This window comes from Candidatus Tisiphia endosymbiont of Parasteatoda lunata, from assembly GCF_964030955.1.
Classification (GTDB): domain Bacteria; phylum Pseudomonadota; class Alphaproteobacteria; order Rickettsiales; family Rickettsiaceae; genus Tisiphia.
In genome coordinates this window covers 372,270-395,732 of record NZ_OZ035003.1, presented here as the reverse complement: position 1 = coordinate 395,732, position 23,463 = coordinate 372,270, and the positions used below count along the sequence as shown (strand labels likewise).

28 protein-coding genes and 1 pseudogene are annotated in these 23,463 nt (G+C 33.9%); 11 read left to right on the top strand and 18 right to left on the bottom strand.

Annotated elements, in window-relative coordinates:
- Window positions 1-421: 421 nt before the first annotated feature.
- Window positions 422-853, bottom strand: a complete 432-nt coding sequence (tnpA, locus tag AAHN00_RS02350; protein WP_342272000.1) for an IS200/IS605 family transposase — start codon at window positions 851-853, stop codon at window positions 422-424.
- A 206-nt stretch (window positions 854-1,059) separates the two neighbouring features.
- Between tnpA and AAHN00_RS02345 the strand changes: the two genes are divergently transcribed.
- On the top strand, window positions 1,060-1,509 hold the full coding sequence (locus AAHN00_RS02345) for a helix-turn-helix domain-containing protein (RefSeq protein ID WP_342270962.1): 450 nt from the start codon (window positions 1,060-1,062) through the stop codon (window positions 1,507-1,509).
- Window positions 1,503-2,063 (top strand): IS630 family transposase, encoded by a 561-nt coding sequence (locus AAHN00_RS02340; RefSeq protein WP_342271999.1) that lies wholly within the window; start codon window positions 1,503-1,505, stop codon window positions 2,061-2,063. Before AAHN00_RS02345 ends, AAHN00_RS02340 begins: the two co-directional genes overlap by 7 nt.
- Here AAHN00_RS02340 and AAHN00_RS02335 read toward each other — a convergent pair whose 3' ends face one another.
- Complete coding sequence (locus AAHN00_RS02335; RefSeq protein ID WP_342271998.1) at window positions 2,064-2,393, bottom strand: hypothetical protein; 330 nt, start codon at window positions 2,391-2,393, stop codon at window positions 2,064-2,066.
- Between the two features lie 97 nt (window positions 2,394-2,490).
- On the opposite strand from AAHN00_RS02335, the gene AAHN00_RS02330 reads away from it, so the two are divergent.
- From AAHN00_RS02330 to AAHN00_RS02315, 4 genes are all read left to right on the top strand, one after another.
- A complete protein-coding gene (locus AAHN00_RS02330; protein WP_342271025.1) occupies window positions 2,491-3,471 on the top strand; it encodes a transposase in 981 nt (326 codons plus the stop codon).
- A 132-nt stretch (window positions 3,472-3,603) separates the two neighbouring features.
- A complete protein-coding gene (locus AAHN00_RS02325) occupies window positions 3,604-4,584 on the top strand; it encodes a transposase (protein WP_342271025.1) in 981 nt (326 codons plus the stop codon).
- 162 nt (window positions 4,585-4,746) lie between these two features.
- The gene (locus AAHN00_RS02320) at window positions 4,747-5,220 is read left to right on the top strand and encodes a transposase (RefSeq protein ID WP_342271997.1); all 474 of its coding nucleotides are present in this window, start codon (window positions 4,747-4,749) and stop codon (window positions 5,218-5,220) included.
- 58 nt (window positions 5,221-5,278) lie between these two features.
- Window positions 5,279-6,493 (top strand): IS256 family transposase, encoded by a 1,215-nt coding sequence (locus AAHN00_RS02315; RefSeq protein ID WP_342271993.1) that lies wholly within the window; start codon window positions 5,279-5,281, stop codon window positions 6,491-6,493.
- A 44-nt stretch (window positions 6,494-6,537) separates the two neighbouring features.
- Here the strand turns inward: AAHN00_RS02315 and AAHN00_RS02310 are convergent, their stop codons facing one another.
- Window positions 6,538-7,242 carry an IS3 family transposase gene (locus AAHN00_RS02310; protein ID WP_342271996.1) on the bottom strand — a complete coding sequence of 235 codons (705 nt, stop codon included), beginning with the start codon at window positions 7,240-7,242 and terminating at the stop codon, window positions 6,538-6,540.
- A 12-nt stretch (window positions 7,243-7,254) separates the two neighbouring features.
- Complete coding sequence (locus AAHN00_RS02305) at window positions 7,255-8,439, bottom strand: IS3 family transposase (RefSeq protein ID WP_342270912.1); 1,185 nt, start codon at window positions 8,437-8,439, stop codon at window positions 7,255-7,257.
- Between AAHN00_RS02305 and AAHN00_RS02300 the strand changes: the two genes are divergently transcribed.
- Entirely contained in the window at window positions 8,440-8,742 is a 303-nt protein-coding gene (locus AAHN00_RS02300) for a hypothetical protein (protein ID WP_342272735.1), read from the top strand. It abuts the gene before it with no gap.
- A gap of 11 nt (window positions 8,743-8,753) precedes the next feature.
- Here AAHN00_RS02300 and AAHN00_RS02295 read toward each other — a convergent pair.
- Window positions 8,754-9,434: pseudogene (locus AAHN00_RS02295) on the bottom strand (IS256 family transposase); the annotation flags it as partial.
- A 195-nt stretch (window positions 9,435-9,629) separates the two neighbouring features.
- On the bottom strand, window positions 9,630-9,821 hold the full coding sequence (locus tag AAHN00_RS02290) for a hypothetical protein (protein WP_342271995.1): 192 nt from the start codon (window positions 9,819-9,821) through the stop codon (window positions 9,630-9,632).
- Between the two features lie 24 nt (window positions 9,822-9,845).
- On the opposite strand from AAHN00_RS02290, the gene AAHN00_RS02285 reads away from it, so the two are divergent.
- Complete coding sequence (locus AAHN00_RS02285) at window positions 9,846-10,136, top strand: transposase (protein WP_342270937.1); 291 nt, start codon at window positions 9,846-9,848, stop codon at window positions 10,134-10,136.
- Window positions 10,094-10,996 (top strand): IS3 family transposase, encoded by a 903-nt coding sequence (locus AAHN00_RS02280; protein WP_342272567.1) that lies wholly within the window; start codon window positions 10,094-10,096, stop codon window positions 10,994-10,996. The genes AAHN00_RS02285 and AAHN00_RS02280 overlap by 43 nt, the downstream gene beginning before the upstream one ends.
- A 283-nt stretch (window positions 10,997-11,279) precedes the next feature.
- Here the strand turns inward: AAHN00_RS02280 and AAHN00_RS02275 are convergent, their stop codons facing one another.
- Together AAHN00_RS02275 and AAHN00_RS02270 are read right to left on the bottom strand one after the other, a co-directional pair.
- Window positions 11,280-12,494, bottom strand: a complete 1,215-nt coding sequence (locus tag AAHN00_RS02275) for an IS256 family transposase (RefSeq protein WP_342270921.1) — start codon at window positions 12,492-12,494, stop codon at window positions 11,280-11,282.
- Window positions 12,495-12,620: 126 nt separating this feature from the next.
- Window positions 12,621-13,805, bottom strand: a complete 1,185-nt coding sequence (locus tag AAHN00_RS02270; RefSeq protein WP_342270912.1) for an IS3 family transposase — start codon at window positions 13,803-13,805, stop codon at window positions 12,621-12,623.
- On the opposite strand from AAHN00_RS02270, the gene AAHN00_RS02265 reads away from it, so the two are divergent.
- Window positions 13,791-14,471, top strand: a complete 681-nt coding sequence (locus tag AAHN00_RS02265) for a transposase (protein WP_342271994.1) — start codon at window positions 13,791-13,793, stop codon at window positions 14,469-14,471. The two genes, AAHN00_RS02270 and AAHN00_RS02265, sit on opposite strands and share 15 nt — an antisense overlap.
- A gap of 22 nt (window positions 14,472-14,493) precedes the next feature.
- Here the strand turns inward: AAHN00_RS02265 and AAHN00_RS02260 are convergent, their stop codons facing one another.
- Window positions 14,494-15,708 carry an IS256 family transposase gene (locus tag AAHN00_RS02260; RefSeq protein ID WP_342271993.1) on the bottom strand — a complete coding sequence of 405 codons (1,215 nt, stop codon included), beginning with the start codon at window positions 15,706-15,708 and terminating at the stop codon, window positions 14,494-14,496.
- A gap of 117 nt (window positions 15,709-15,825) precedes the next feature.
- Entirely contained in the window at window positions 15,826-16,806 is a 981-nt protein-coding gene (locus AAHN00_RS02255) for a transposase (RefSeq protein ID WP_342271025.1), read from the bottom strand.
- 39 nt (window positions 16,807-16,845) lie between these two features.
- On the opposite strand from AAHN00_RS02255, the gene AAHN00_RS02250 reads away from it, so the two are divergent.
- Complete coding sequence (locus tag AAHN00_RS02250) at window positions 16,846-17,442, top strand: IS256 family transposase (RefSeq protein ID WP_342271992.1); 597 nt, start codon at window positions 16,846-16,848, stop codon at window positions 17,440-17,442.
- On the opposite strand, the gene AAHN00_RS02245 is transcribed toward AAHN00_RS02250, so the two are convergent.
- The 8 genes from AAHN00_RS02245 to leuS all read right to left on the bottom strand — a co-directional run bounded on the left by AAHN00_RS02245 (window position 17,422) and on the right by leuS (window position 23,443).
- Entirely contained in the window at window positions 17,422-17,979 is a 558-nt protein-coding gene (locus AAHN00_RS02245) for a transposase (RefSeq protein ID WP_342271991.1), read from the bottom strand. The genes AAHN00_RS02250 and AAHN00_RS02245 overlap by 21 nt on opposite strands.
- Window positions 17,980-18,051: 72 nt before the next feature.
- A complete protein-coding gene (locus tag AAHN00_RS02240) occupies window positions 18,052-18,621 on the bottom strand; it encodes an IS630 family transposase (protein WP_342271990.1) in 570 nt (189 codons plus the stop codon).
- Window positions 18,615-18,794, bottom strand: a complete 180-nt coding sequence (locus AAHN00_RS02235; RefSeq protein WP_342272629.1) for a winged helix-turn-helix domain-containing protein — start codon at window positions 18,792-18,794, stop codon at window positions 18,615-18,617. The genes AAHN00_RS02240 and AAHN00_RS02235 overlap by 7 nt, the downstream gene beginning before the upstream one ends.
- Window positions 18,795-18,887: 93 nt before the next feature.
- Entirely contained in the window at window positions 18,888-19,064 is a 177-nt protein-coding gene (locus tag AAHN00_RS02230; RefSeq protein WP_342271050.1) for a helix-turn-helix domain-containing protein, read from the bottom strand.
- Between the two features lie 387 nt (window positions 19,065-19,451).
- On the bottom strand, window positions 19,452-19,640 hold the full coding sequence (locus AAHN00_RS02225; protein ID WP_342271989.1) for an NUDIX domain-containing protein: 189 nt from the start codon (window positions 19,638-19,640) through the stop codon (window positions 19,452-19,454).
- 6 nt (window positions 19,641-19,646) lie between these two features.
- On the bottom strand, window positions 19,647-19,889 hold the full coding sequence (locus AAHN00_RS02220; RefSeq protein ID WP_342271988.1) for a hypothetical protein: 243 nt from the start codon (window positions 19,887-19,889) through the stop codon (window positions 19,647-19,649).
- Window positions 19,870-20,907 (bottom strand): DNA cytosine methyltransferase, encoded by a 1,038-nt coding sequence (locus tag AAHN00_RS02215; RefSeq protein ID WP_342271987.1) that lies wholly within the window; start codon window positions 20,905-20,907, stop codon window positions 19,870-19,872. Before AAHN00_RS02215 ends, AAHN00_RS02220 begins: the two co-directional genes overlap by 20 nt.
- Before the next feature lie 16 nt (window positions 20,908-20,923).
- The gene (gene leuS, locus AAHN00_RS02210; protein ID WP_342271986.1) at window positions 20,924-23,443 is read right to left on the bottom strand and encodes a leucine--tRNA ligase; all 2,520 of its coding nucleotides are present in this window, start codon (window positions 23,441-23,443) and stop codon (window positions 20,924-20,926) included.
- Window positions 23,444-23,463: the final 20 nt, after the last annotated feature.

Sequence of the window (23,463 nt, the reverse complement as noted above, 5' to 3'; positions counted from 1 at the left end):
GCTATAAAATACTGCAGGGTAACCTAAGAGTTAGGATCAGAGAGATAATGCACAGGCGTTAGTAATATCTCTTTAGAGTAATAGCGACTTCCAGTCTAGATATCAACCCACCAGCTTCAGCTGGTTGTTATTGAGAAAATCATGACCTTCAAAACCTTGCGGTAATATTAACCTAGCTATTTGATTACCTTTTATCAGTTAAAAAACCATTTTATAACACTGCGTTAATTATTGCAATTGGTATTACTGCTTCAGCTTCTCGTCCTTGTACAGTGTGTATTGTTCCAATTCGTTCATTAAGCCAAAGATTCCTATCCGTAGTCAGAACGCCCTCGCAAAGCGAGGGGCTTGACGGTTATGAGCAGCCCAAAGGGCTGCCATTGTTAATTAAAATTCTCCTGATTCGTCAGAGCCTAAACTATCAAGTTGCTCTTGATTCGTCAGAGCCTAAACTATCAAGTTGCTCTTGATTCTTAATGTAGTGTTTGATCTGATTCTCTTCAAATCCTACAGTTGAGACCGCATAACCTCTAGCCCACAACTTTTCTCCATTAAAATTACGTTTTCGTCCACCAAACTGCCTAGCAACGGCTATAGCACTTTTCCCCTTGATATAGCCTATTACTTGAGCTACAGAATATTTAGGAGGAATCTTGATGAGCATATGCACATGATCTTGTACCATATGCCCCTCTATGATCTTGCTCCCACGTTGAAAAGCTAACTCATGGAATAGGTTCCCAAGATATTTTCTAACCTTCCCGTACAATTCTTTTTTACGACACTTTGGAATAAACACAATATGATATTTGCAATCCCATTTAGAATGATTTAAACTTTCATATGTTGTCATATATTTTCTCCTTTGACCGTCAAGCCAAAGAAGTTATATATGATAACTTTTTATTTTATACTAAATCTAAAGGCCAAGCCTTGATGGTCTCATACCAATTGCAATAATTAACGCAGTGTTATAAAATGGTTTTTTAACTGATAAAAGGTAATCAAATAGCTAGGTTAATATTACCGCAAGGTTTTGAAGGTCATGATTTTATAAAAATGATGAAACATGAGCCGCATGGTCGAAATCGTATACGTTTATTGGCGATGTATCACCTTCAATTAGGCAAATCTTTTAAAGCCATATCTGCAATAGTGAAGTCACACTGGAAAACTGTGCAATCATGGCTCAGAAGATTTAGGAATCATGGTTTTGAAGGATTATTTGAATCACAAAGAAGCGGTGCCCCTAGGAAGATTAACACTATACAAGAGTCTGCTCTTTTTGATAAAATCAATACGCTCAGTGAAAGTAAAACTGGTGGGTATATAACTGGAAAGGAACTACATATCATGTTACTTGAGGAATATGGTGCTAAATGTGCGTTAAAAACAGTCTACAATACTATGCACCGCCTTGGTTTTAGCTGGATTACTTCTCGTTCAATGCATCCAAAGTCAAATCAAGAGACTCAAAATACATATAAAAAAACTTTCCAGATATGTTAACAGAATTATTACCAAAAAATATCGATAGATGTAAAGTTGATATATGGTCTCAGGATGAAACTCGAGTTGGGCAACAAGGTAGCTTAACTCGTATATGGGCTAAGCGTGGCACTAGACCCCGTAAAGTTCGGCAACAGCAATTCATTTCAACATATATTTATGGAGCTGCTTGCCATGATACAGGAGAAGCTTTTGCATTAATTTTACCATATGCAAACACACAGGCAATGAATAAATTCTTAGAAGACCTTTCTCGCAGTATTCAAGGCAACCGACATATAGCTTTACTAACGGATAATGCAGGTTGGCACACAGCCAAAAAACTAACTGTGCCAAGCAATATCACTTTGATACCGCTTCCGCCCTATGCACCGGAACTTAATGCAATGGAACAAGTTTGGGAATGGATCAAGAATCATTACTTGTATAACCAATGTTATGGTGTATATGAAGATATCGTCACTATGGCTTGTTACGCTTGGAATCAACTTGCTCATAATGTAGATTTAGTAAAATCAATTATGTATAGAGACTGGATAAATACACCGTGTTAATTATTGCAATTGGTATAATACATGTTTAAAATCTGTACTAGCTTGTCTCCAACGTCTTAAAGCATCACTGTGATTATGTGGGGGATCACTTTCTTCAATAATTCTCGGTTTTCTACGTTCAAGGATTTTGCCGGTTTTTGGATCTGTAATTTCAAATATCTGTGGTATTCCGCTTGCTTCTGCTAAATATGTTAAAAGCCCAAGATCATTATTCCACCAAAAATTTTTACTAAAATTATTACAATTAGTAATATTTCCAAGTACTGCTGAAATCAAACCCCAACTTTTGCATCCAAATACTAAATCAGATAGAACTGTAAAATAACGCAAATCATTCGCATCGTTTGCAATAGCTTTTAAACTAGGTCAGGAGTTTCGCACTTAGCAAAAAATATGTTAATCTAGCAAGAAAGAGTTTTAGTTAAGCATGGCAAGATCAAAATGTAGCAAAGACTTATATAAATCATTTTTACAAGCAAGTAGCGTAAGATATAGTGGTAAAGCATTATCTGAAGTAAGTCCAATAAACCTATCTCATGATAGTGCAAGTCGATGGTTAAATAGTAAGGATTTCCGCCCTAGCGGGATCTACAGAGAAGTGTCAAAATATATTGATAGGGAAGCTTCTTGTTTATTAGTGGGAGATGACACGTTATTGTCAAAGCAATACAGTAAGAAAATTGAGCTTGTACATTATCAATATTCTGGAGCTGTACATGATGTTATACCTGGTATAGGGATGGTCAACTTACTGCATTACAATGCTAAAACTGATCAATCTACCCCTGTAGATTATAGAATATATGATAAAGAAACTGATGGAAAAACAAAGAATGAGCATTTTTGTGATATGCTTACTTTAGCTAAGGAAAGAGGGATCAATCCTGATGCAGTAGTAATGGATGCGTGGTATAGCGGTTTGGAGAATTTGAAACATATACGTAATTTAGGTTGGACATGGGTTAGTAACCTAAGAAAAAATAGAAAAGTTAATCATAATGTTAGCTTAGAAAGTTTAGAGATTCCTGATGAGGGACTAAAAATTCACCTACGTGGATACGGTTGGGTTACGGTATTTAAGTTTGTGGCAAAAAATGGTCGCATTGATTACATAACAACTAACTTAGAAAATCCAACACGTGAACAAATAGAGAAAATTGTTAAGGCACGGTGGTCTATAGAAGTTTATCATCGAGAATTAAAACAAACTTGTGGTATTGAACGCTGTCAGGCACGCACGGGTCGAGCTCAGAGAAATCATATTTGCCTTGCCGTATTTGCTTGGCTCGATATGAACAAAAGGAGGATAAATGAAAAAATTACTTTATATCAACAAACTTGGGAAGTTATAAAAACATCAATTCAGAACAACATTAGATGCCTTTTAGCTGATTCGCAATTTTGCTAACTGCGAAACTCCTGTAGGTAATTCAGCACTAATATTTTCAACAGCCTTATTGTTAGAAGATGCAATTAATATCAGGAGTTTCGCACTTAGCAAAAAATATGTTAATCTAGCAAGAAAGAGTTTTAGTTAAGCATGGCAAGATCAAAATGTAGCAAAGACTTATATAAATCATTTTTACAAGCAAGTAGCGTAAGATATAGTGGTAAAGCATTATCTGAAGTAAGTCCAATAAACCTATCTCATGATAGTGCAAGTCGATGGTTAAATAGTAAGGATTTCCGCCCTAGCGGGATCTACAGAGAAGTGTCAAAATATATTGATAGGGAAGCTTCTTGTTTATTAGTGGGAGATGACACGTTATTGTCAAAGCAATACAGTAAGAAAATTGAGCTTGTACATTATCAATATTCTGGAGCTGTACATGATGTTATACCTGGTATAGGGATGGTCAACTTACTGCATTACAATGCTAAAACTGATCAATCTACCCCTGTAGATTATAGAATATATGATAAAGAAACTGATGGAAAAACAAAGAATGAGCATTTTTGTGATATGCTTACTTTAGCTAAGGAAAGAGGGATCAATCCTGATGCAGTAGTAATGGATGCGTGGTATAGCGGTTTGGAGAATTTGAAACATATACGTAATTTAGGTTGGACATGGGTTAGTAACCTAAGAAAAAATAGAAAAGTTAATCATAATGTTAGCTTAGAAAGTTTAGAGATTCCTGATGAGGGACTAAAAATTCACCTACGTGGATACGGTTGGGTTACGGTATTTAAGTTTGTGGCAAAAAATGGTCGCATTGATTACATAACAACTAACTTAGAAAATCCAACACGTGAACAAATAGAGAAAATTGTTAAGGCACGGTGGTCTATAGAAGTTTATCATCGAGAATTAAAACAAACTTGTGGTATTGAACGCTGTCAGGCACGCACGGGTCGAGCTCAGAGAAATCATATTTGCCTTGCCGTATTTGCTTGGCTCGATATGAACAAAAGGAGGATAAATGAAAAAATTACTTTATATCAACAAACTTGGGAAGTTATAAAAACATCAATTCAGAACAACATTAGATGCCTTTTAGCTGATTCGCAATTTTGCTAACTGCGAAACTCCTGAATATTTCAAAACCTTTTAGACTCTTATCTAATTTATAAAAATTTAACCAACTCTGTCCCGGAGTCTGTCCTATAGTTTGTGTAAGTTGCAAAGAAAGCAGTAAGAGATTACTGTAAAAAAAGTAACTTAAGCAAGCAAGGAGGAATTATGGCTAAAAAATTAGATACAGATACATTAGACATCAGTAATCAGCTAGTAGAAGAATTATTATCAAAAGCAGATCCATCGGAGTTATTTGGTCGAGATGGTTTATTTCAACAGCTAAAGAAGCAAATAGTTGAGAAAATATTAGCAAGTGAGTTGGATCATGAATTAGGATATTCAAAACATAGCAAGATGCCAAAAGTAGATAATAATCGTCGTAATGGTAGCTATGAGAAGACAGTAATTGATGGGGATGGTCGTAAGCTGACAGTAGAAGTACCAAGAGATCGGGAAGGAGAGTATAATCCTCAATTAATACCAAAAGGGCTGAGGAGATTTAATGGATTTGATGAGAAAGTGATATCCCTTTATGGTCGCGGTATGACAGTCAGCGAGATCCGAGGGCATTTAGAAGAAATATATCAAACTGATCTGTCAACAGTTTTCCGGACAGTTTGTTTGGCTCTGTACAAATAAGTGTGTAAATTTTTCAAAGGTTATATAAAAATATAATATAACAAAAGGAGAAATTATAATGCACCAAAAACAAAATGAAGCAATGAATCAAGCGATAGATTTATTAATAAATAATGATACAGATATATCAACATTACTTAAAGAGGATGGTTTATTAAAACAATTAACCAAACGGCTTGTAGAGAAGGCATTGCAGTCAGAGATGAATAATCATTTAGGATATGATAAATATTGTCATACTGATAGTGATAATGTTCGTAATGGTAGGAATGTAAAGAATCTAGTAACAAATAATGGAGTTGTAGAGATTGAGGTTCCAAGGGATAGAAGTAGTACATTTGAACCTGCATTAATTCCGAAGCGTCAAAGACGTATTGAAGGATTTGATGATAAAATAATATCATTATACGCTAAAGGAATGAGCTTATCTGATATTAAGATTCAAATGCAAGAATTGTATGGAGCTGACGTTAGCGAAAGTTTGTTAAGTCAAATTACTGATGATGTAATTGAGGATGTCAAGATATGGCAAAGCCGACCATTGGATCGAGTATATGCTATAGTATTTTTTGACTGTTTAGTAGTAAAAGTACGTCAAGATAAACGAATTATCAATAAGTCTGTATATGTAGCATTAGGTATTGATTTATCTGGAAGGAAGGATATTTTAGGATTGTGGATCAGTGAAAATGAAGGAGCGAAATTTTGGCTTAGTAATTTTACTGAGATGAAGAACAGAGGTATGCAAGACATGCTTATTGCTTGCAGTGATAATTTAACCGGTATGTCTGAGGCAATAGAAGCAGTTTTTCCGAAAACCGAACATCAATTATGTATTGTACATCAGATTAGAAATAGTTTAAAATATGTATCATATAAAGACCGAAAAGAATTAGCGGCTGATTTAAAGCCTATATATACTGCTAGCACAGAGGAAGAAGCACATCTTGCTTTAGAATCTTTTGAAGCTAAATGGAGTAAACAGTATCCACAAATTGCTAAATCTTGGTATGTTCATTGGGAAAATTTAATGGTTTTTCTAGGATACCCTGAGGCGATAAGGAAAGTAATATACACAACTAATAGTGTAGAATCTGTCAATAGCCAATTACGTAAGGTTACTAAGAATAAACGGGTTTTTCCAAATGATAATGCCGTTTTTAAGACCTTGTATTTGGCAATTGATTATATGACCAAGAAATGGGTTATGCCGATTCCAAACTGGAACGCAGCTATGGCTCACTTTTTGATAAAATTTGAAGGTAGAATTTAAGCCCTATGAAAAATTTACACACTTAATTAGAAAGGCTCGTTTGTTTAGGCACATTTTTGCATTTTCTCGTATTGTACAGGTGATAGATAGTCATTAGTTGAATGCATCCTTATACGATTATAAAATACTTCTATATATTCAAATATGGCATATTTTGCTTCCTCCCTAGTTTTAAATTTATATTGATAAATTAGTTCTGTTTTTATAGTGTGAAAAAAGCTTTCAGCAACAGCATTATCCCAACAATTTCCTTTACCGCTCATACTCTGTATAATACCATGTTGTTTTGTAAGTTTTGAATGGCTATCAGAACAATATTGACTACCTCTATCAGTATGCCAAATAAGTCCTTTAGGTGGTTTACGTTGCCATATTGCCATTAGCAGAGCATTATTAACTAAATCAGCTTTCATGTTACTATTCATTGACCACCCTATAATTTTCCTAGAAAATAGATCAATAACGGTTGCTAAGTACAGCCAACCTTCTTCAGTTGGAACATATGTGATGTCCCCAACCCAATAACAATTAGCAGCATAGACCTTGAACTTTCTATCCAATAAATTAGGAGCAACTTGCTTATTATGACTAGAATCAGTAGTTGCTTTAAATTTATGTTTGCTTTTACATACTAAACCAGCTTCATTCATTAGCCTTGCAATCCGCTTCCGACTAACAATTATACCGTGTCTAGATAGGAAACTGGACTGATTTTTCAAGACAAATTTTTCACTAATTTTGTTTCCCATTTTACATAATTTTTAAGCTGCATTTTGTAAGTAATCAAGATACACGTTCATCGGTTTTTTATAACCAATACTTGAATGGAATCTTTGATTGTTATATTTATCCATGTATTTATCAATACCATCTTTAAGTTCTGCGATATTTTTAAAATCATTTATAAATATACAATTATATTTTAAAGTTCTAAAAAATCTTTCAATCACAATATTATCAATGCTTCTACCCTTACCGTTCATTGAGATTTGTATATTATTCTCTTTTAGAATTCCCGTATGCTCATGTCCAGTATATTGACTACCCTGATCACTATTGAATATTTGTGGTGCAGGGTATTTATTCAGTGCATCTTTTAATACATCGGTTACAAGTGATGCATCCATAGAATTAGATACTTTATAACTTAGTATTGCCTTACTATGCCAATCTATAATCGCCACAAGATACATAAATCCTCCGTTAGTTCTAATATAAGTAATGTCACCACTCCACACTTGATTAACATAAGGTACATGAATAGTTCTATTCGTTCCTGATTTGTGCCAGTACGGCTCAAGCAAATAGCTATAAATTTTATGTTGACCATCCTTCACAGAAGTAGATTGCTTTTTATGAGGATGAATAGCTTCTATACCCATTATTCCCATATATTTAAGCACCCTATCTCTGCCCACATTAAAGCCGTCTTCCAATAATTGTTTGTATATATAACGATAACCATACTCAGGGTTATCCGTATATATTTCATCTATTCTATTTAAAATATCAAGATTATATAAGCTCATTACTTTAGCTTTATAATATACTCCAGATCTGCTTATCTTTAATAGTTCACATTGCCTTGTCTTTGCTAACGTACTCAGCTTGGGGTCGACAAGACTTTTCTTATTTGATAAGTCCAAGCTGTTTAGCTTTCCCACCGCCCAGTCCCTCTCGACTGTAGCCTTACCTAATGCTTTTGCAAGTTCATCGTTTTGATTCTTAAGTTCACTAATCTGCCCTTTGTACTCACTAACAGCTTTTGCTGGCTCAAATGCCAATGACGCATTATCTAAAAATTGTCGTTTCCAGTTTTGCATAGTTTTAGCCGTTACTTCATATTTGACCGATAACTGACCTATTGTTGATTCTTCTTTTAACATCTCTAATACTATTTTAGTTTTTGCTTCTGCACTAAAATTTTTAATTTGTTTTTTACCCATTTGTTTCTCTTTAATTTTATTTATTATTCTATACTTATTGAGAAACAAAAATACCTGCTTCTTTGTCTAATTTTTTCAGTCCATTATAGTTATACTGGCAGCAATGTTAAAGAGAAGAGTAAGGTATATACCCCAAAAACTCGGAAAAAGTTATTGAAAGAAGACAAGTGTATGATCAGGAGACGCAGTGCTATAGAACCAATAATAGGGCATTTGAAACAATATGGCAGGATGGGCAGAAACTTCTTGAAGGGTGTGATACCAATTGCAATAATTAACACGGTGTATGAGTCAATCATTTAATTTGTGTAAGTTCATTTTTTATTTTCCAATAAATCATATTTAAAATCTCCACAAAGTATTTCAAATTGATTTAAAGCTAAAGACCAATCTTTAATAGGCATGGTCCATTTTTTGGCTGCATTTTGTAGGGATAAAAATATTATTTTTTGAATTGACTTATCATCTGGAAACACCCCCTTATTTTTGATAATTTTTCTAATTTGACGATTTACAGATTCTATAGTGTTAGTAGTATAAATTACCTTTCTGATCTCTTCAGGAAAGGCAAAAAACGGTATTATCCCAGACCAATTACGTTGCCAAATATCAGAAATTACCGGATATTTTTTATCCCATTTTACACCAAATTGCTGAAGTTTTAAACGTGCCATTTCGTCATTATTAGCTGTATAAATTTGTTTTAGATCTGATGTGACCTCTTTTAAATCTTTATATGACACATACTTTACTGAATTGCGAACCATATGTACAATACATAATTGTACTATAGTACTCGGGAATACACTGCTTATAGCTTCTGGAAAGCCCTTTAAACCATCCACACAAGCAACATAAATTTGTTCAATTCCTCGATTCTTTAACTCAGTAACTACTTGCATCCAAAATTTAGCACCTTCATTTTTGCCTATCCAAATGCCAAGTAACTCCTTTTTCCCTTCTATATTTACAGCAAGTGCTAAATATACTGCTTTATTTATTGTCCCACTTTGGGAGAAAAACCCCGCACTTGCAGTGCGTCGTTTCAACATAAATTTTAAATATCTTATCAAGAAAAGATAAGAATGAATCATACAGATATTTTTTAACAAAATCTTACACTTCACAGATATATTCTTTTTGTGTTGTGACACTTTCTAAATGAGCCATACACAAATAGTTTCTAACTTTTAAGTTAGTACATACATTAGGCATTCATGCCGTAATATTAAGCTCTGCACTTGCAGTGCAGAGTGGTTAACTACTATGTGATTGTCTCTAGATTTTACATAGATACAGTCCAAGTATAATATTGGATACACCCTATCTAAACAAGAGTCTGTGATGTGGTTATAGTTTTCCGGACAGTTAATAGGAGACAATATTAACAGAAAGGAAGTACAAAAATGACTAATAGCAAACCAAAGGTTTATCCGGCTGAATTTAAAGAGTCAGCAGTTAAATTAGCAATTGAGTCCAAGCGACCTGTGTCACAAACAGCTAAAGAGTTAGGTATTACTAGAAATACTCTATATACTTGGGTAGATAAATATTCCAAACCTAAAGAATCAATAATGCGAACAGATGAACATCTCTATGATGAATTAAAAAGATTAAAGAAAGATTTAGCTAGGGTAACGCAGGAGCGTGATCTATTAAAAAAGGCTGCCGCGTACTTTGCGAAAGAGTCCCAATAAAGTACGCATGGATAAAGAAGCATAAAGGTGATTTTTCAACTGCGATTATGTGCAAATTTATGAAAGTATCACGTAGTGGCTATTATGAATGGTTAACTACCCCTGAATGCAATAGGGACAAAGAAGATAATGCTTTAACCTGTAAGATTAAAACAATTTTTCAAGAAGGTAGAAGGAATTATGGATCTAGACCCATTAAAAAGGAACTATCTAGACACGGTATAATTGTTAGTCGGAAGCGGATTGCAAGGCTAATGAATGAAGCTGGTTTAGTATGTAAAAGCAAACATAAATTTAAAGCAACTACTGATTCTAGTCATAATAAGCAAGTTGCTCCTAATTTATTGGATAGAAAGTTCAAGGTCTATGCTGCTAATTGTTATTGGGTTGGGGACATCACATATGTTCCAACTGAAGAAGGTTGGCTGTACTTAGCAACCGTTATTGATCTATTTTCTAGGAAAATTATAGGGTGGTCAATGAATAGTAACATGAAAGCTGATTTAGTTAATAATGCTCTGCTAATGGCAATATGGCAACGTAAACCACCTAAAGGACTTATTTGGCATACTGATAGAGGTAGTCAATATTGTTCTGATAGCCATTCAAAACTTACAAAACAACATGGTATTATACAGAGTATGAGCGGTAAAGGAAATTGTTGGGATAATGCTGTTGCTGAAAGCTTTTTTCACACTATAAAAACAGAACTAATTTATCAATATAAATTTAAAACTAGGGAGGAAGCAAAATATGCCATATTTGAATATATAGAAGTATTTTATAATCGTATAAGGATGCATTCAACTAATGACTATCTATCACCTGTACAATACGAGAAAATGCAAAAATGTGCCTAAACAAACTGTCCGGAAAACTGTTGACAGATCACTGTCCTATAGTTTGTGTAAGTTGCAAAGAAAGCAGTAAGAGATTACTGTAAAAAAAGTAACTTAAGCAAGCAAGGAGGAATTATGGCTAAAAAATTAGATACAGATAAAGATACATTAGACATCAGTAATCAGCTAGTAGAAGAATTATTATCAAAAGCAGATCCATCGGAGTTATTTGGTCGAGATGGTTTATGAAACTGGACTGATTTTTCGAGCCTTTCTAATTAAGTGTGTAAATTTTTCATAGGGCTTAAATTCTACCTTCAAATTTTATCAAAAAGTGAGCCATAGCTGCGTTCCAGTTTGGAATCGGCATAACCCATTTCTTGGTCATATAATCAATTGCCAAATACAAGGTCTTAAAAACGGCATTATCATTTGGAAAAACCCGTTTATTCTTAGTAACCTTACGTAATTGGCTATTGACAGATTCTACACTATTAGTTGTGTATATTACTTTCCTTATCGCCTCAGGGTATCCTAGAAAAACCATTAAATTTTCCCAATGAACATACCAAGATTTAGCAATTTGTGGATACTGTTTACTCCATTTAGCTTCAAAAGATTCTAAAGCAAGATGTGCTTCTTCCTCTGTGCTAGCAGTATATATAGGCTTTAAATCAGCCGCTAATTCTTTTCGGTCTTTATATGATACATATTTTAAACTATTTCTAATCTGATGTACAATACATAATTGATGTTCGGTTTTCGGAAAAACTGCTTCTATTGCCTCAGACATACCGGTTAAATTATCACTGCAAGCAATAAGCATGTCTTGCATACCTCTGTTCTTCATCTCAGTAAAATTACCAAGCCAAAATTTCGCTCCTTCATTTTCACTGATCCACAATCCTAAAATATCCTTCCTTCCAGATAAATCAATACCTAATGCTACATATACAGACTTATTGATAATTCGTTTATCTTGACGTACTTTTACTACTAAACAGTCAAAAAATACTATAGCATATACTCGATCCAATGGTCGGCTTTGCCATATCTTGACATCCTCAATTACATCATCAGTAATTTGACTTATCAAACTTTCGCTAACGTCAGCTCCATACAATTCTTGCATTTGAATCTTAATATCAGATAAGCTCATTCCTTTAGCGTATAATGATATTATTTTATCATCAAATCCTTCAATACGTCTTTGACGCTTCGGAATTAATGCAGGTTCAAATGTACTACTTCTATCCCTTGGAACCTCAATCTCTACAACTCCATTATTTGTTACTAGATTCTTTACATTCCTACCATTACGAACATTATCACTATCAGTATGACAATATTTATCATATCCTAAATGATTATTCATCTCTGACTGCAATGCCTTCTCTACAAGCCGTTTGGTTAATTGTTTTAATAAACCATCCTCTTTAAGTAATGTTGATATATCTGTATCATTATTTATTAATAAATCTATCGCTTGATTCATTGCTTCATTTTGTTTTTGGTGCATTATAATTTCTCCTTTTGTTATATTATATTTTTATATAACCTTTGAAAAATTTACACACTTATTTGTACAGAGCCGATTTTTCAAGACAAATTTTTCACTAATTTTGTTTCCCATTTTACATAATTTTTAAGCTGCATTTTGTAAGTAATCAAGATACACGTTCATCGGTTTTTTATAACCAATACTTGAATGGAATCTTTGATTGTTATATTTATCCATGTATTTATCAATACCATCTTTAAGTTCTGCGATATTTTTAAAATCATTTATAAATATACAATTATATTTTAAAGTTCTAAAAAATCTTTCAATCACAATATTATCAATGCTTCTACCCTTACCGTTCATTGAGATTTGTATATTATTCTCTTTTAGAATTCCCGTATGCTCATGTCCAGTATATTGACTACCCTGATCACTATTGAATATTTGTGGTGCAGGGTATTTATTCAGTGCATCTTTTAATACATCGGTTACAAGTGATGCATCCATAGAATTAGATACTTTATAACTTAGTATTGCCTTACTATGCCAATCTATAATCGCCACAAGATACATAAATCCTCCGTTAGTTCTAATATAAGTAATGTCACCACTCCACACTTGATTAACATAAGGTACATGAATAGTTCTATTCGTTCCTGATTTGTGCCAGTACGGCTCAAGCAAATAGCTATAAATTTTATGTTGACCATCCTTCACAGAAGTAGATTGCTTTTTATGAGGATGAATAGCTTCTATACCCATTATTCCCATATATTTAAGCACCCTATCTCTGCCCACATTAAAGCCGTCTTCCAATAATTGTTTGTATATATAACGATAACCATACTCAGGGTTATCCGTATATATTTCATCTATTCTATTTAAAATATCAAGATTATATAAGCTCATTACTTTAGCTTTATAATATACTCCAGATCTGCTTATCTTTAATAGTTCACATTGCCTTGTCTTTGCTAACGTACTCAGCTTGGGGTCGACAAGACTTTTCTTATTTGATAAGTCCAAGCTGTTTAGCTTTCCCACCGCCCAGTCCCTCTCGACTGTAGCCTTACCTAATGCTTTTGCAAGTTCATCGTTTTGATTCTTAAGTTCACTAATCTGCCCTTTGTACTCACTAACAGCTTTTGCTGGCTCAAATGCCAATGACGCATTATCTAAAAATTGTCGTTTCCAGTTTTGCATAGTTTTAGCCGTTACTTCATATTTGACCGATAACTGACCTATTGTTGATTCTTCTTTTAACATCTCTAATACTATTTTAGTTTTTGCTTCTGCACTAAAATTTTTAATTTGTTTTTTACCCATTTGTTTCTCTTTAATTTTATTTATTATTCTATACTTATTGAGAAACAAAAATACCTGCTTCTTTGTCTAATTTTTTCAGTCCATTATATATTTCAACAGCTAAAGAAGCAAATAGTTGAGAAAATATTAGCAAGTGAGTTGGATCATGAATTAGGATATTCAAAACATAGCAAGATGCCAAAAGTAGATAATAATCGTCGTAATGGTAGCTATGAGAAGACAGTAATTGATGGGGATGGTCGTAAGCTGACAGTAGAAGTACCAAGAGATCGGGAAGGAGAGTATAATCCTCAATTAATACCAAAAGGGCTGAGGAGATTTAATGGATTTGATGAGAAAGTGATATCCCTTTATGGTCGCGGTATGACAGTCAGCGAGATCCGAGGGCATTTAGAAGAAATATATCAAACTGATGTATCTGGTGACTTGATATCCACCATAACAGATGGGGTGATAGAAGAAGTAACTAGGTGGCAAAATCGTTGTTTAGATAGGGTGTATCCAATATTATACTTGGACTGTATCTATGTAAAATCTAGAGACAATCACATAGTAATAAATAAAGCAGTATATTTAGCACTTGCTGTAAATATAGAAGGGAAAAAGGAGTTACTTGGCATTTGGATAGGCAAAAATGAAGGTGCTAAATTGAGCCTTTCTAATTAAGTGTGTAAATTTTTCATAGGGCTTAAATTCTACCTTCAAATTTTATCAAAAAGTGAGCCATAGCTGCGTTCCAGTTTGGAATCGGCATAACCCATTTCTTGGTCATATAATCAATTGCCAAATACAAGGTCTTAAAAACGGCATTATCATTTGGAAAAACCCGTTTATTCTTAGTAACCTTACGTAATTGGCTATTGACAGATTCTACACTATTAGTTGTGTATATTACTTTCCTTATCGCCTCAGGGTATCCTAGAAAAACCATTAAATTTTCCCAATGAACATACCAAGATTTAGCAATTTGTGGATACTGTTTACTCCATTTAGCTTCAAAAGATTCTAAAGCAAGATGTGCTTCTTCCTCTGTGCTAGCAGTATATATAGGCTTTAAATCAGCCGCTAATTCTTTTCGGTCTTTATATGATACATATTTTAAACTATTTCTAATCTGATGTACAATACATAATTGATGTTCGGTTTTCGGAAAAACTGCTTCTATTGCCTCAGACATACCGGTTAAATTATCACTGCAAGCAATAAGCATGTCTTGCATACCTCTGTTCTTCATCTCAGTAAAATTACTAAGCCAAAATTTCGCTCCTTCATTTTCACTGATCCACAATCCTAAAATATCCTTCCTTCCAGATAAATCAATACCTAATGCTACATATACAGACTTATTGATAATTCGTTTATCTTGACGTACTTTTACTACTAAACAGTCAAAAAATACTATAGCATATACTCGATCCAATGGTCGGCTTTGCCATATCTTGACATCCTCAATTACATCATCAGTAATTTGACTTAACAAACTTTCGCTAACGTCAGCTCCATACAATTCTTGCATTTGAATCTTAATATCAGATAAGCTCATTCCTTTAGCGTATAATGATATTATTTTATCATCAAATCCTTCAATACGTCTTTGACGCTTCGGAATTAATGCAGGTTCAAATGTACTACTTCTATCCCTTGGAACCTCAATCTCTACAACTCCATTATTTGTTACTAGATTCTTTACATTCCTACCATTACGAACATTATCACTATCAGTATGACAATATTTATCATATCCTAAATGATTATTCATCTCTGACTGCAATGCCTTCTCTACAAGCCGTTTGGTTAATTGTTTTAATAAACCATCCTCTTTAAGTAATGTTGATATATCTGTATCATTATTTATTAATAAATCTATCGCTTGATTCATTGCTTCATTTTGTTTTTGGTGCATTATAATTTCTCCTTTTGTTATATTATATTTTTATATAACCTTTGAAAAATTTACACACTTATTTGTACAGAGCCGCTAAATTTTGGATGCAAGTAGTTACTGACAGGAGTTTCGCAGTTAGCAAAATTGCGAATCAGCTAAAAGGCATCTAATGTTGTTCTGAATTGATGTTTTTATAACTTCCCAAGTTTGTTGATATAAAGTAATTTTTTCATTTATCCTCCTTTTGTTCATATCGAGCCAAGCAAATACAGCAAGGCAAATATGATTTCTCTGAGCTCGACCCGTGCGTGCCTGACAGCGTTCAATACCACAAGTTTGTTTTAATTCTCGATGATAAACTTCTATAGACCACCGTGCCTTAACAATTTTTTCTATTTGTTCACGTGTTGGATTTTCTAAGTTAGTTGTTATGTAATCAATGCGACCATTTTTTGCCACAAACTTAAATACCGTAACCCAACCGTATCCACGTAGGTGAATTTTTAGTCCCTCATCAGGAATCTCTAAACTTTCTAAGCTAACATTATGATTAACTTTTCTATTTTTTCTTAGGTTACTAACCCATGTCCAACCTAAATTACGTATATGTTTCAAATTCTCCAAACCGCTATACCACGCATCCATTACTACTGCATCAGGATTGATCCCTCTTTCCTTAGCTAAAGTAAGCATATCACAAAAATGCTCATTCTTTGTTTTTCCATCAGTTTCTTTATCATATATTCTATAATCTACAGGGGTAGATTGATCAGTTTTAGCATTGTAATGCAGTAAGTTGACCATCCCTATACCAGGTATAACATCATGTACAGCTCCAGAATATTGATAATGTACAAGCTCAATTTTCTTACTGTATTGCTTTGACAATAACGTGTCATCTCCCACTAATAAACAAGAAGCTTCCCTATCAATATATTTTGACACTTCTCTGTAGATCCCGCTAGGGCGGAAATCCTTACTATTTAACCATCGACTTGCACTATCATGAGATAGGTTTATTGGACTTACTTCAGATAATGCTTTACCACTATATCTTACGCTACTTGCTTGTAAAAATGATTTATATAAGTCTTTGCTACATTTTGATCTTGCCATGCTTAACTAAAACTCTTTCTTGCTAGATTAACATATTTTTTGCTAAGTGCGAAACTCCTGACTGAGTTAAAGAATCGAGGAATTGAACAAATTTATGTTGCTTGTGTGGATGGTTTAAAGGGCTTTCCAGAAGCTATAAGCAGTGTATTCCCGAGTACTATAGTACAATTATGTATTGTACATATGGTTCGCAATTCAGTAAAGTATGTGTCATATAAAGATTTAAAAGAGGTCACATCAGATCTAAAACAAATTTATACAGCTAATAATGACGAAATGGCACGTTTAAAACTTCAGCAATTTGGTGTAAAATGGGATAAAAAATATCCGGTAATTTCTGATATTTGGCAACGTAATTGGTCTGGGATAATACCGTTTTTTGCCTTTCCTGAAGAGATCAGAAAGGTAATTTATACTACTAACACTATAGAATCTGTAAATCGTCAAATTAGAAAAATTATCAAAAATAAGGGGGTGTTTCCAGATGATAAGTCAATTCAAAAAATAATATTTTTATCCCTACAAAATGCAGCCAAAAAATGGACCATGCCTATTAAAGATTGGTCTTTAGCTTTAAATCAATTTGAAATACTTTGTGGAGATTTTAAATATGATTTATTGGAAAATAAAAAATGAACTTACACAAATTAAATGATTGACTCCTAAACAACGATTTTGCCACCTAGTTACTTCTTCTATCACCCCATCTGTTATGGTGGATATCAAGTCACCAGATACATCAGTTTGATATATTTCTTCTAAATGCCCTCGGATCTCGCTGACTGTCATACCGCGACCATAAAGGGATATCACTTTCTCATCAAATCCATTAAATCTCCTCAGCCCTTTTGGTATTAATTGAGGATTATACTCTCCTTCCCGATCTCTTGGTACTTCTACTGTCAGCTTACGACCATCCCCATCAATTACTGTCTTCTCATAGCTACCATTACGACGATTATTATCTACTTTTGGCATCTTGCTATGTTTTGAATATCCTAATTCATGATCCAACTCACTTGCTAATATTTTCTCAACTATTTGCTTCTTTAGCTGTTGAAATAAACCATCTCGACCAAATAACTCCGATGGATCTGCTTTTGATAATAATTCTTCTACTAGCTGATTACTGATGTCTAATGTATCTTTATCTGTATCTAATTTTTTAGCCATAATTCCTCCTTGCTTGCTTAAGTTACTTTTTTTACAGTAATCTCTTACTGCTTTCTTTGCAACTTACACAAACTATAGGACAGACTCCGGTGTATTTATCCAGTCTCTATACATAATTGATTTTACTAAATCTACATTATCAGCAAGTTGATTCCAAGCGTAACAAGCCATAGTGACGATATCTTCATATACACCATAACATTGGTTAGACAAGTAATGATTCTTGATCCATTCCCAAACTTGTTCCATTGCATTAAGTTCCGGTGCATAGGGCGGAAGCGGTATCAAAGTGATATTGCTTGGCACAGTTAGTTTTTTTGCTGTGTGCCAACCTGCATTATCCGTTAGTAAAGCTATATGTCGGTTGCCTTGAATACTGCGAGAAAGGTCTTCTAAGAATTTATTCATTGCCTGTGTGTTTGCATATGGTAAAATTAATGCAAAAGCTTCTCCTGTATCATGGCAAGCAGCTCCATAAATATATGTTGAAATGAATTGCTGTTGCCGAACTTTACGGGGTCTAGTGCCACGCTTAGCCCATATACGAGTTAAGCTACCTTGTTGCCCAACTCGAGTTTCATCCTGAGACCATATATCAACTTTACATCTATCGATATTTTTTGGTAATAATTCTGTTAACATATCTGGAAAGTTTTTTTATATGTATTTTGAGTCTCTTGATTTGACTTTGGATGCATTGAACGAGAAGTAATCCAGCTAAAACCAAGGCGGTGCATAGTATTGTAGACTGTTTTTAAAGCACATTTAGCACCATATTCCTCAAGTAACATGATATGTAACTCCTTTCCAGTTATATACCCACCAGTTTTACTTTCACTGAGCGTATTGATTTTATCAAAAAGAGCAGACTCTTGTATAGTGTTAATCTTCCTAGGGGCACCGCTTCTTTATGATTCAAATAATCCTTCAAAACCATGATTCCTAAATCTTCTGAGCCATGATTGCACAGTTTTCCAGTGTGACTTCACTATTTCAGATATGGCTTTAAAAGATTTGCCTAATTGAAGGTGATACATCGCCAATAAACGTATACGATTTCGACCATGCGGCTCATGTTTCATCATTTTTATAAAATCATGACCTTCAAAACCTTGCGGTAATATTAACCTAGCTATTTGATTACCTTTTATCAGTTAAAAAACCATTTTATAACACTGCGTTAATTATTGCAATTGGTATGATAGGAGATGTGATCAATCCAATAATCTCTGCTATAGGTTTGAATTTACGATGTATTGCCAATCATTTACACATCATGCCTAACTCTACATAAAAAAATTATCATTAAAAAACTTGCTAAACGATTAAAAAAAATCGTTAACAATAAGCTCATGTAAAAATTTTACTAAAACAGAAATTTTTCAATAAAATTGAAAACAATTTTTAATTTTAGTGCAAATATTAGAATTTTTTTTGTAAAAATTTTATTCAATCATAGATTATGGGGGGCTTTAAATATTTTTGGCGGACGGACTAGATATTTCAATTTCTTCTGCTAGTTCTCGTGATAATGCTCTGTAAATCGCTTCTCCATACTTAACATGTCCTCCTGGAAGAAATAGATGCTTACCACTATTTGCTACTAATATATAGTCGTTATCTTTTATATAAGCCCTTGCTATAACATGAATTTTACCCATCATCCTTTATACTACAATGTTTAATATTTTTGAGGGTATTATGATAATCTTTTCTTTCAACATAATATGCTCGATGGCAATAGTAGCAGCATTTAGCAAATCAGATTTCTCCCTGTCTGCTATTCCATAAAATGCTTTCTCATTAATTTCTGAATAGGCATTTTCCGCAATTGGCATATTGGTTTGTAATTTAAGTACTAAACCCACTGCCCACTCAAAAGCTCTGCCATTATTTGTTTGCGTAGCCATTACCACCCAAATCTTTTCTAATTGATTTGGCTACCCAATATGCTAAATTTACTGGTACAGCATTACCAACCATTTTATAGCCATTTCTGATATTGGTATAAATGAACTCATAATCATCTGGAAATGTCTGAATTCGTGCACATTCTCGAACGGTTAATCTTCGATATTTGTTTTCATAACCAAGAGCAAACTTTCTCAACTCTTGTCCGTCAACTTTTATCATTTTAGGAGCTTGTGGATGAAATGGAATATGCCTATCTGTTGCTAAAATAGTAAATGATTGCTCATCCCAACCTCGCACTCGATTTCTCGACATAAAAATTGGGGAATAACCAGAATCAATTAGCTCATGATTTTTAACTTTTCTAGTTGTTCCAACTTTTAGATCAGCTAGGTCACCTATCACCTGTTTTAAAGTAACTTTGTTTCCCAAAGGTTTAGGAAACTCAAATTTTTTGTTCAAAGATTTGTGATAGCCAATTATAAAAACACGCTCTCGATCTTGTGCCACACCATAGTCACTTGCTTTTAACAATTTCCAACTAACCTCATAGTTTTCTTTTTTGAACATATCTATGATATTCATAAAGGATTTAATATTTCTTGAATGGATTATTCCATGAACATTTTCTGCAACAAAAAACTTTGGTTGTACATGTCTAATAATCCTTATATATTCATGAAATAATTGACCTCTTAAATCGTCAATTCCACGCCTAGCACCAGCTTCTGACCATGATTGACATGGCGGCCCACCAATGACACCAGTTGCACCAAATGGAATATCTTTATTTGGAATATCCAAAATAGAACGCCCATCAAACTTTGATTCAGGAAAGTAGTTTTGATAAGAAGGAGCAATTGTTTTGTCATATTCATTTGCCCAAATTGTCTTGAACCCAGCTTTTGCAAAACCAATATCCATACCACCTGCACCGGCAAATAACGAAACAAGCATACTGTCTAACGCAGATTCTTTTTGTTTCGGTGTTTTAACAGTAGCATCTTTTATTAACATTTCCTTTCATCCTTATTCACACCATGATATTTACTATTTTCGAGGGTATTATGATAATTTTCTTAGGCTCTTTACCGCTTAAATGTTTCTGTATCTCGGGTAATTGCATTACCATATTCTGAATTTCAATATTGCTCGTTACATTAGCAAATTCGTGCGTAGCCCTCAGTTTACCATTAACTTGGATACCCATGATATAAGATTCTAGTTCCAACAATGATTCGTCGAAAGAAGGCCAAGGGGTTTGATATAATCTTTGCTTTTTACCTAATTTTTGCCAAATTTCCTCTGTAATATGTGGAATGAATGGGTTAAGTAATATAATCAAGATGCTGAAACCTTCTTTAACACTATCAATATTAGCTTCCTTGCCCTTAGATATTTCATCTGACAAAGCATTAAATAGTTCCCGCATCCTTGCTATGGCTTTATTTAGCTTAAACTCCCTTATCTCGCTGGTAACATGCTTAATAGTATGATGAGTAAGCTTTGTTAGTTTATTCAGCCTATTTTTAGGAGTCTCTGTTATTTTATTATTAATTAGTATCTCAGCCATATTTTCTAACTTACTGATAAAACGGCTGCACCCTTCAAGACCATTTGTCGACCATTCACAATCTTTCTCCGGTGGGCTATCAGAGAGTACAAATAGCCGGATAGCATCTGCACCATGGTTGGTCAATATTGACTCTAAATCCACGACATTCTTTTTGGATTTACTCATTTTTTCTATTCGCCCTTGAAATACTTCTTCCCCTGTATTTTTATGAACCCACTTATTAGATTGTTTTGTTACCTCATTTGGATACAACCAATTATTATTGGCGTCTTTATAGGTAGCATGTAACACCATACCTTGAGTCAGCAAACTATGAAAGGGTTCACGAATACTAAGATAGCCTTGTTCGTTCATTACTTTAGTGAAAAACCTTGCATAAAGAAGATGCATTACTGCATGTTCAATTCCACCAATATACTGATCAACAGGTAACCAATAATCACAGGCTTGTTTGTCAGTCATATCTTTTGCATCTACATTACAATAACGGGTAAAATACCAAGAAGACTCAAAAAATGTATCTAACGTGTCAGTTTCACGAATAGCTGGTTTCTGACATTTTGGGCAATTAGTATGTTTCCAAGTAGAGTGTGAATCAAGAGGATTGCCATGGTCATCAAATGTAACATCGTTTGGCAGGGTTATCGGCAATTGTTCTTTAGGTACTGGTGCGATTCCACAAGTCAAACAATATATTATCGGAATAGGGCAGCCCCAAAATCTTTGCCTAGACACTCCCCAATCTTTTAGTCGGTAGTTAATGGTACGTTTGCCTAAACCACGTTTTTCAAGTTCTTTTATAGATTTTTGTTTAGCATCTTGGATAGCAAGATTATTCAAAAAATCTGAGTTGATCATGATACCATCACCAGTGTAAGATTCCGAGTGTACGTCTATTGGAACATCCTTATTAATTACTACTTGCTTTATTGGTAATCCCATTTTCTTTGCTAATGCATGATCTCTTTCATCATGTGCTGGGCATCCAAAAACTGCTCCAGTCCCATAATCCATTAGTACAAAATTTGTTATTATCACAGGAATAATAATTGTAGGATCAAATGGGTGAATAGCAAAAAGGTCAGTAAATACCCCTTCTTTTTCAGCTTTATCTACTACAACATTAGTGTCTAATTGCGAACATTTTTCAATGAAAGATATTATAGCATCATTTTTATCTACTAATTGCTCAATTATTGGGTGATTATAGGCTATCGCAACAAAGCTTGCTCCAAAGATAGTTTCTAGTCTAGTAGAAAACACTTCAATATTGGCATCATGATCCTGTATTTTAAAACTAAAATTTACTCCTTCCGATTTGCCTATCCATTTTTCTTGCATAGATTTAACAGAATCAGGCCAAAAATCTAGTTTCGAAATTTCATTTAATAGCTCCTCAGCATAATTAGTAATTTTTAAAAACCATTGTTTTAAATATTTCTTCTCAACTAAAGCACCTGAACGCCATCCACGACCATCTACTACTTGTTCGTTAGCTAACACAGTATTATCTACAGGATCCCAATTGACTAAAGATTTTTTTTGGTATGCTAAACCTCTCTCATAGAGTTCTAAAAAGAATTTTTGTTCATGCTTATAATAATCTGGATCACAAGTTGTTATTTCTCGTGACCAATCATATGAAAAGCCAATGGATTTTAGCTGATCTCGCATAGTTGCGATGTTTGAATAAGTCCAATCTTTAGGATTAGAGTTATTGTTAATGGCAGCATTTTCTGCTGGCAAGCCGAAAGCATCCCAACCCATAGGGTGTAATACGTTATAGCCTTGTGATTGCATAAAACGAGCTATGCAATCTCCGATAGAATAGTTACGTAAATGCCCGACATGAATCTTTCCAGAAGGGTAGGGTAACATTTCAAGTACATAATATTTAGGCTTGTCGCTATCGTTTGTTGCAGCAAAAGCTTTTTCCTCAAGCCAAATTCTTTGCCATTTCTTTTCAATATCTCTCATAATTTGTATCGTAAACTATC

Coding starts and splice junctions, on each gene's coding strand:
- AAHN00_RS02215 (WP_342271987.1), bottom strand. CDS start 20,907: ATGTTAATAAAAGATGCTACTGTTAAAACACCGAAACAAAAAGAATCT.
- AAHN00_RS02255 (WP_342271025.1), bottom strand. CDS start 16,806: ATGGCAAGATCAAAATGTAGCAAAGACTTATATAAATCATTTTTACAA.
- tnpA (WP_342272000.1), bottom strand. CDS start 853: ATGACAACATATGAAAGTTTAAATCATTCTAAATGGGATTGCAAATAT.
- AAHN00_RS02240 (WP_342271990.1), bottom strand. CDS start 18,621: ATGTTAACAGAATTATTACCAAAAAATATCGATAGATGTAAAGTTGAT.
- AAHN00_RS02225 (WP_342271989.1), bottom strand. CDS start 19,640: ATGGGTAAAATTCATGTTATAGCAAGGGCTTATATAAAAGATAACGAC.
- AAHN00_RS02285 (WP_342270937.1), top strand. CDS start 9,846: ATGACTAATAGCAAACCAAAGGTTTATCCGGCTGAATTTAAAGAGTCA.
- leuS (WP_342271986.1), bottom strand. CDS start 23,443: ATGAGAGATATTGAAAAGAAATGGCAAAGAATTTGGCTTGAGGAAAAA.
- AAHN00_RS02315 (WP_342271993.1), top strand. CDS start 5,279: ATGCACCAAAAACAAAATGAAGCAATGAATCAAGCGATAGATTTATTA.
- AAHN00_RS02260 (WP_342271993.1), bottom strand. CDS start 15,708: ATGCACCAAAAACAAAATGAAGCAATGAATCAAGCGATAGATTTATTA.
- AAHN00_RS02305 (WP_342270912.1), bottom strand. CDS start 8,439: ATGGGTAAAAAACAAATTAAAAATTTTAGTGCAGAAGCAAAAACTAAA.
- AAHN00_RS02320 (WP_342271997.1), top strand. CDS start 4,747: ATGGCTAAAAAATTAGATACAGATACATTAGACATCAGTAATCAGCTA.
- AAHN00_RS02345 (WP_342270962.1), top strand. CDS start 1,060: ATGATGAAACATGAGCCGCATGGTCGAAATCGTATACGTTTATTGGCG.
- AAHN00_RS02310 (WP_342271996.1), bottom strand. CDS start 7,242: ATGGGAAACAAAATTAGTGAAAAATTTGTCTTGAAAAATCAGTCCAGT.
- AAHN00_RS02275 (WP_342270921.1), bottom strand. CDS start 12,494: ATGCACCAAAAACAAAATGAAGCAATGAATCAAGCGATAGATTTATTA.
- AAHN00_RS02220 (WP_342271988.1), bottom strand. CDS start 19,889: ATGGCTACGCAAACAAATAATGGCAGAGCTTTTGAGTGGGCAGTGGGT.
- AAHN00_RS02270 (WP_342270912.1), bottom strand. CDS start 13,805: ATGGGTAAAAAACAAATTAAAAATTTTAGTGCAGAAGCAAAAACTAAA.
- AAHN00_RS02245 (WP_342271991.1), bottom strand. CDS start 17,979: ATGGCTAAAAAATTAGATACAGATAAAGATACATTAGACATCAGTAAT.
- AAHN00_RS02340 (WP_342271999.1), top strand. CDS start 1,503: ATGTTAACAGAATTATTACCAAAAAATATCGATAGATGTAAAGTTGAT.
- AAHN00_RS02230 (WP_342271050.1), bottom strand. CDS start 19,064: ATGATGAAACATGAGCCGCATGGTCGAAATCGTATACGTTTATTGGCG.
- AAHN00_RS02330 (WP_342271025.1), top strand. CDS start 2,491: ATGGCAAGATCAAAATGTAGCAAAGACTTATATAAATCATTTTTACAA.
- AAHN00_RS02325 (WP_342271025.1), top strand. CDS start 3,604: ATGGCAAGATCAAAATGTAGCAAAGACTTATATAAATCATTTTTACAA.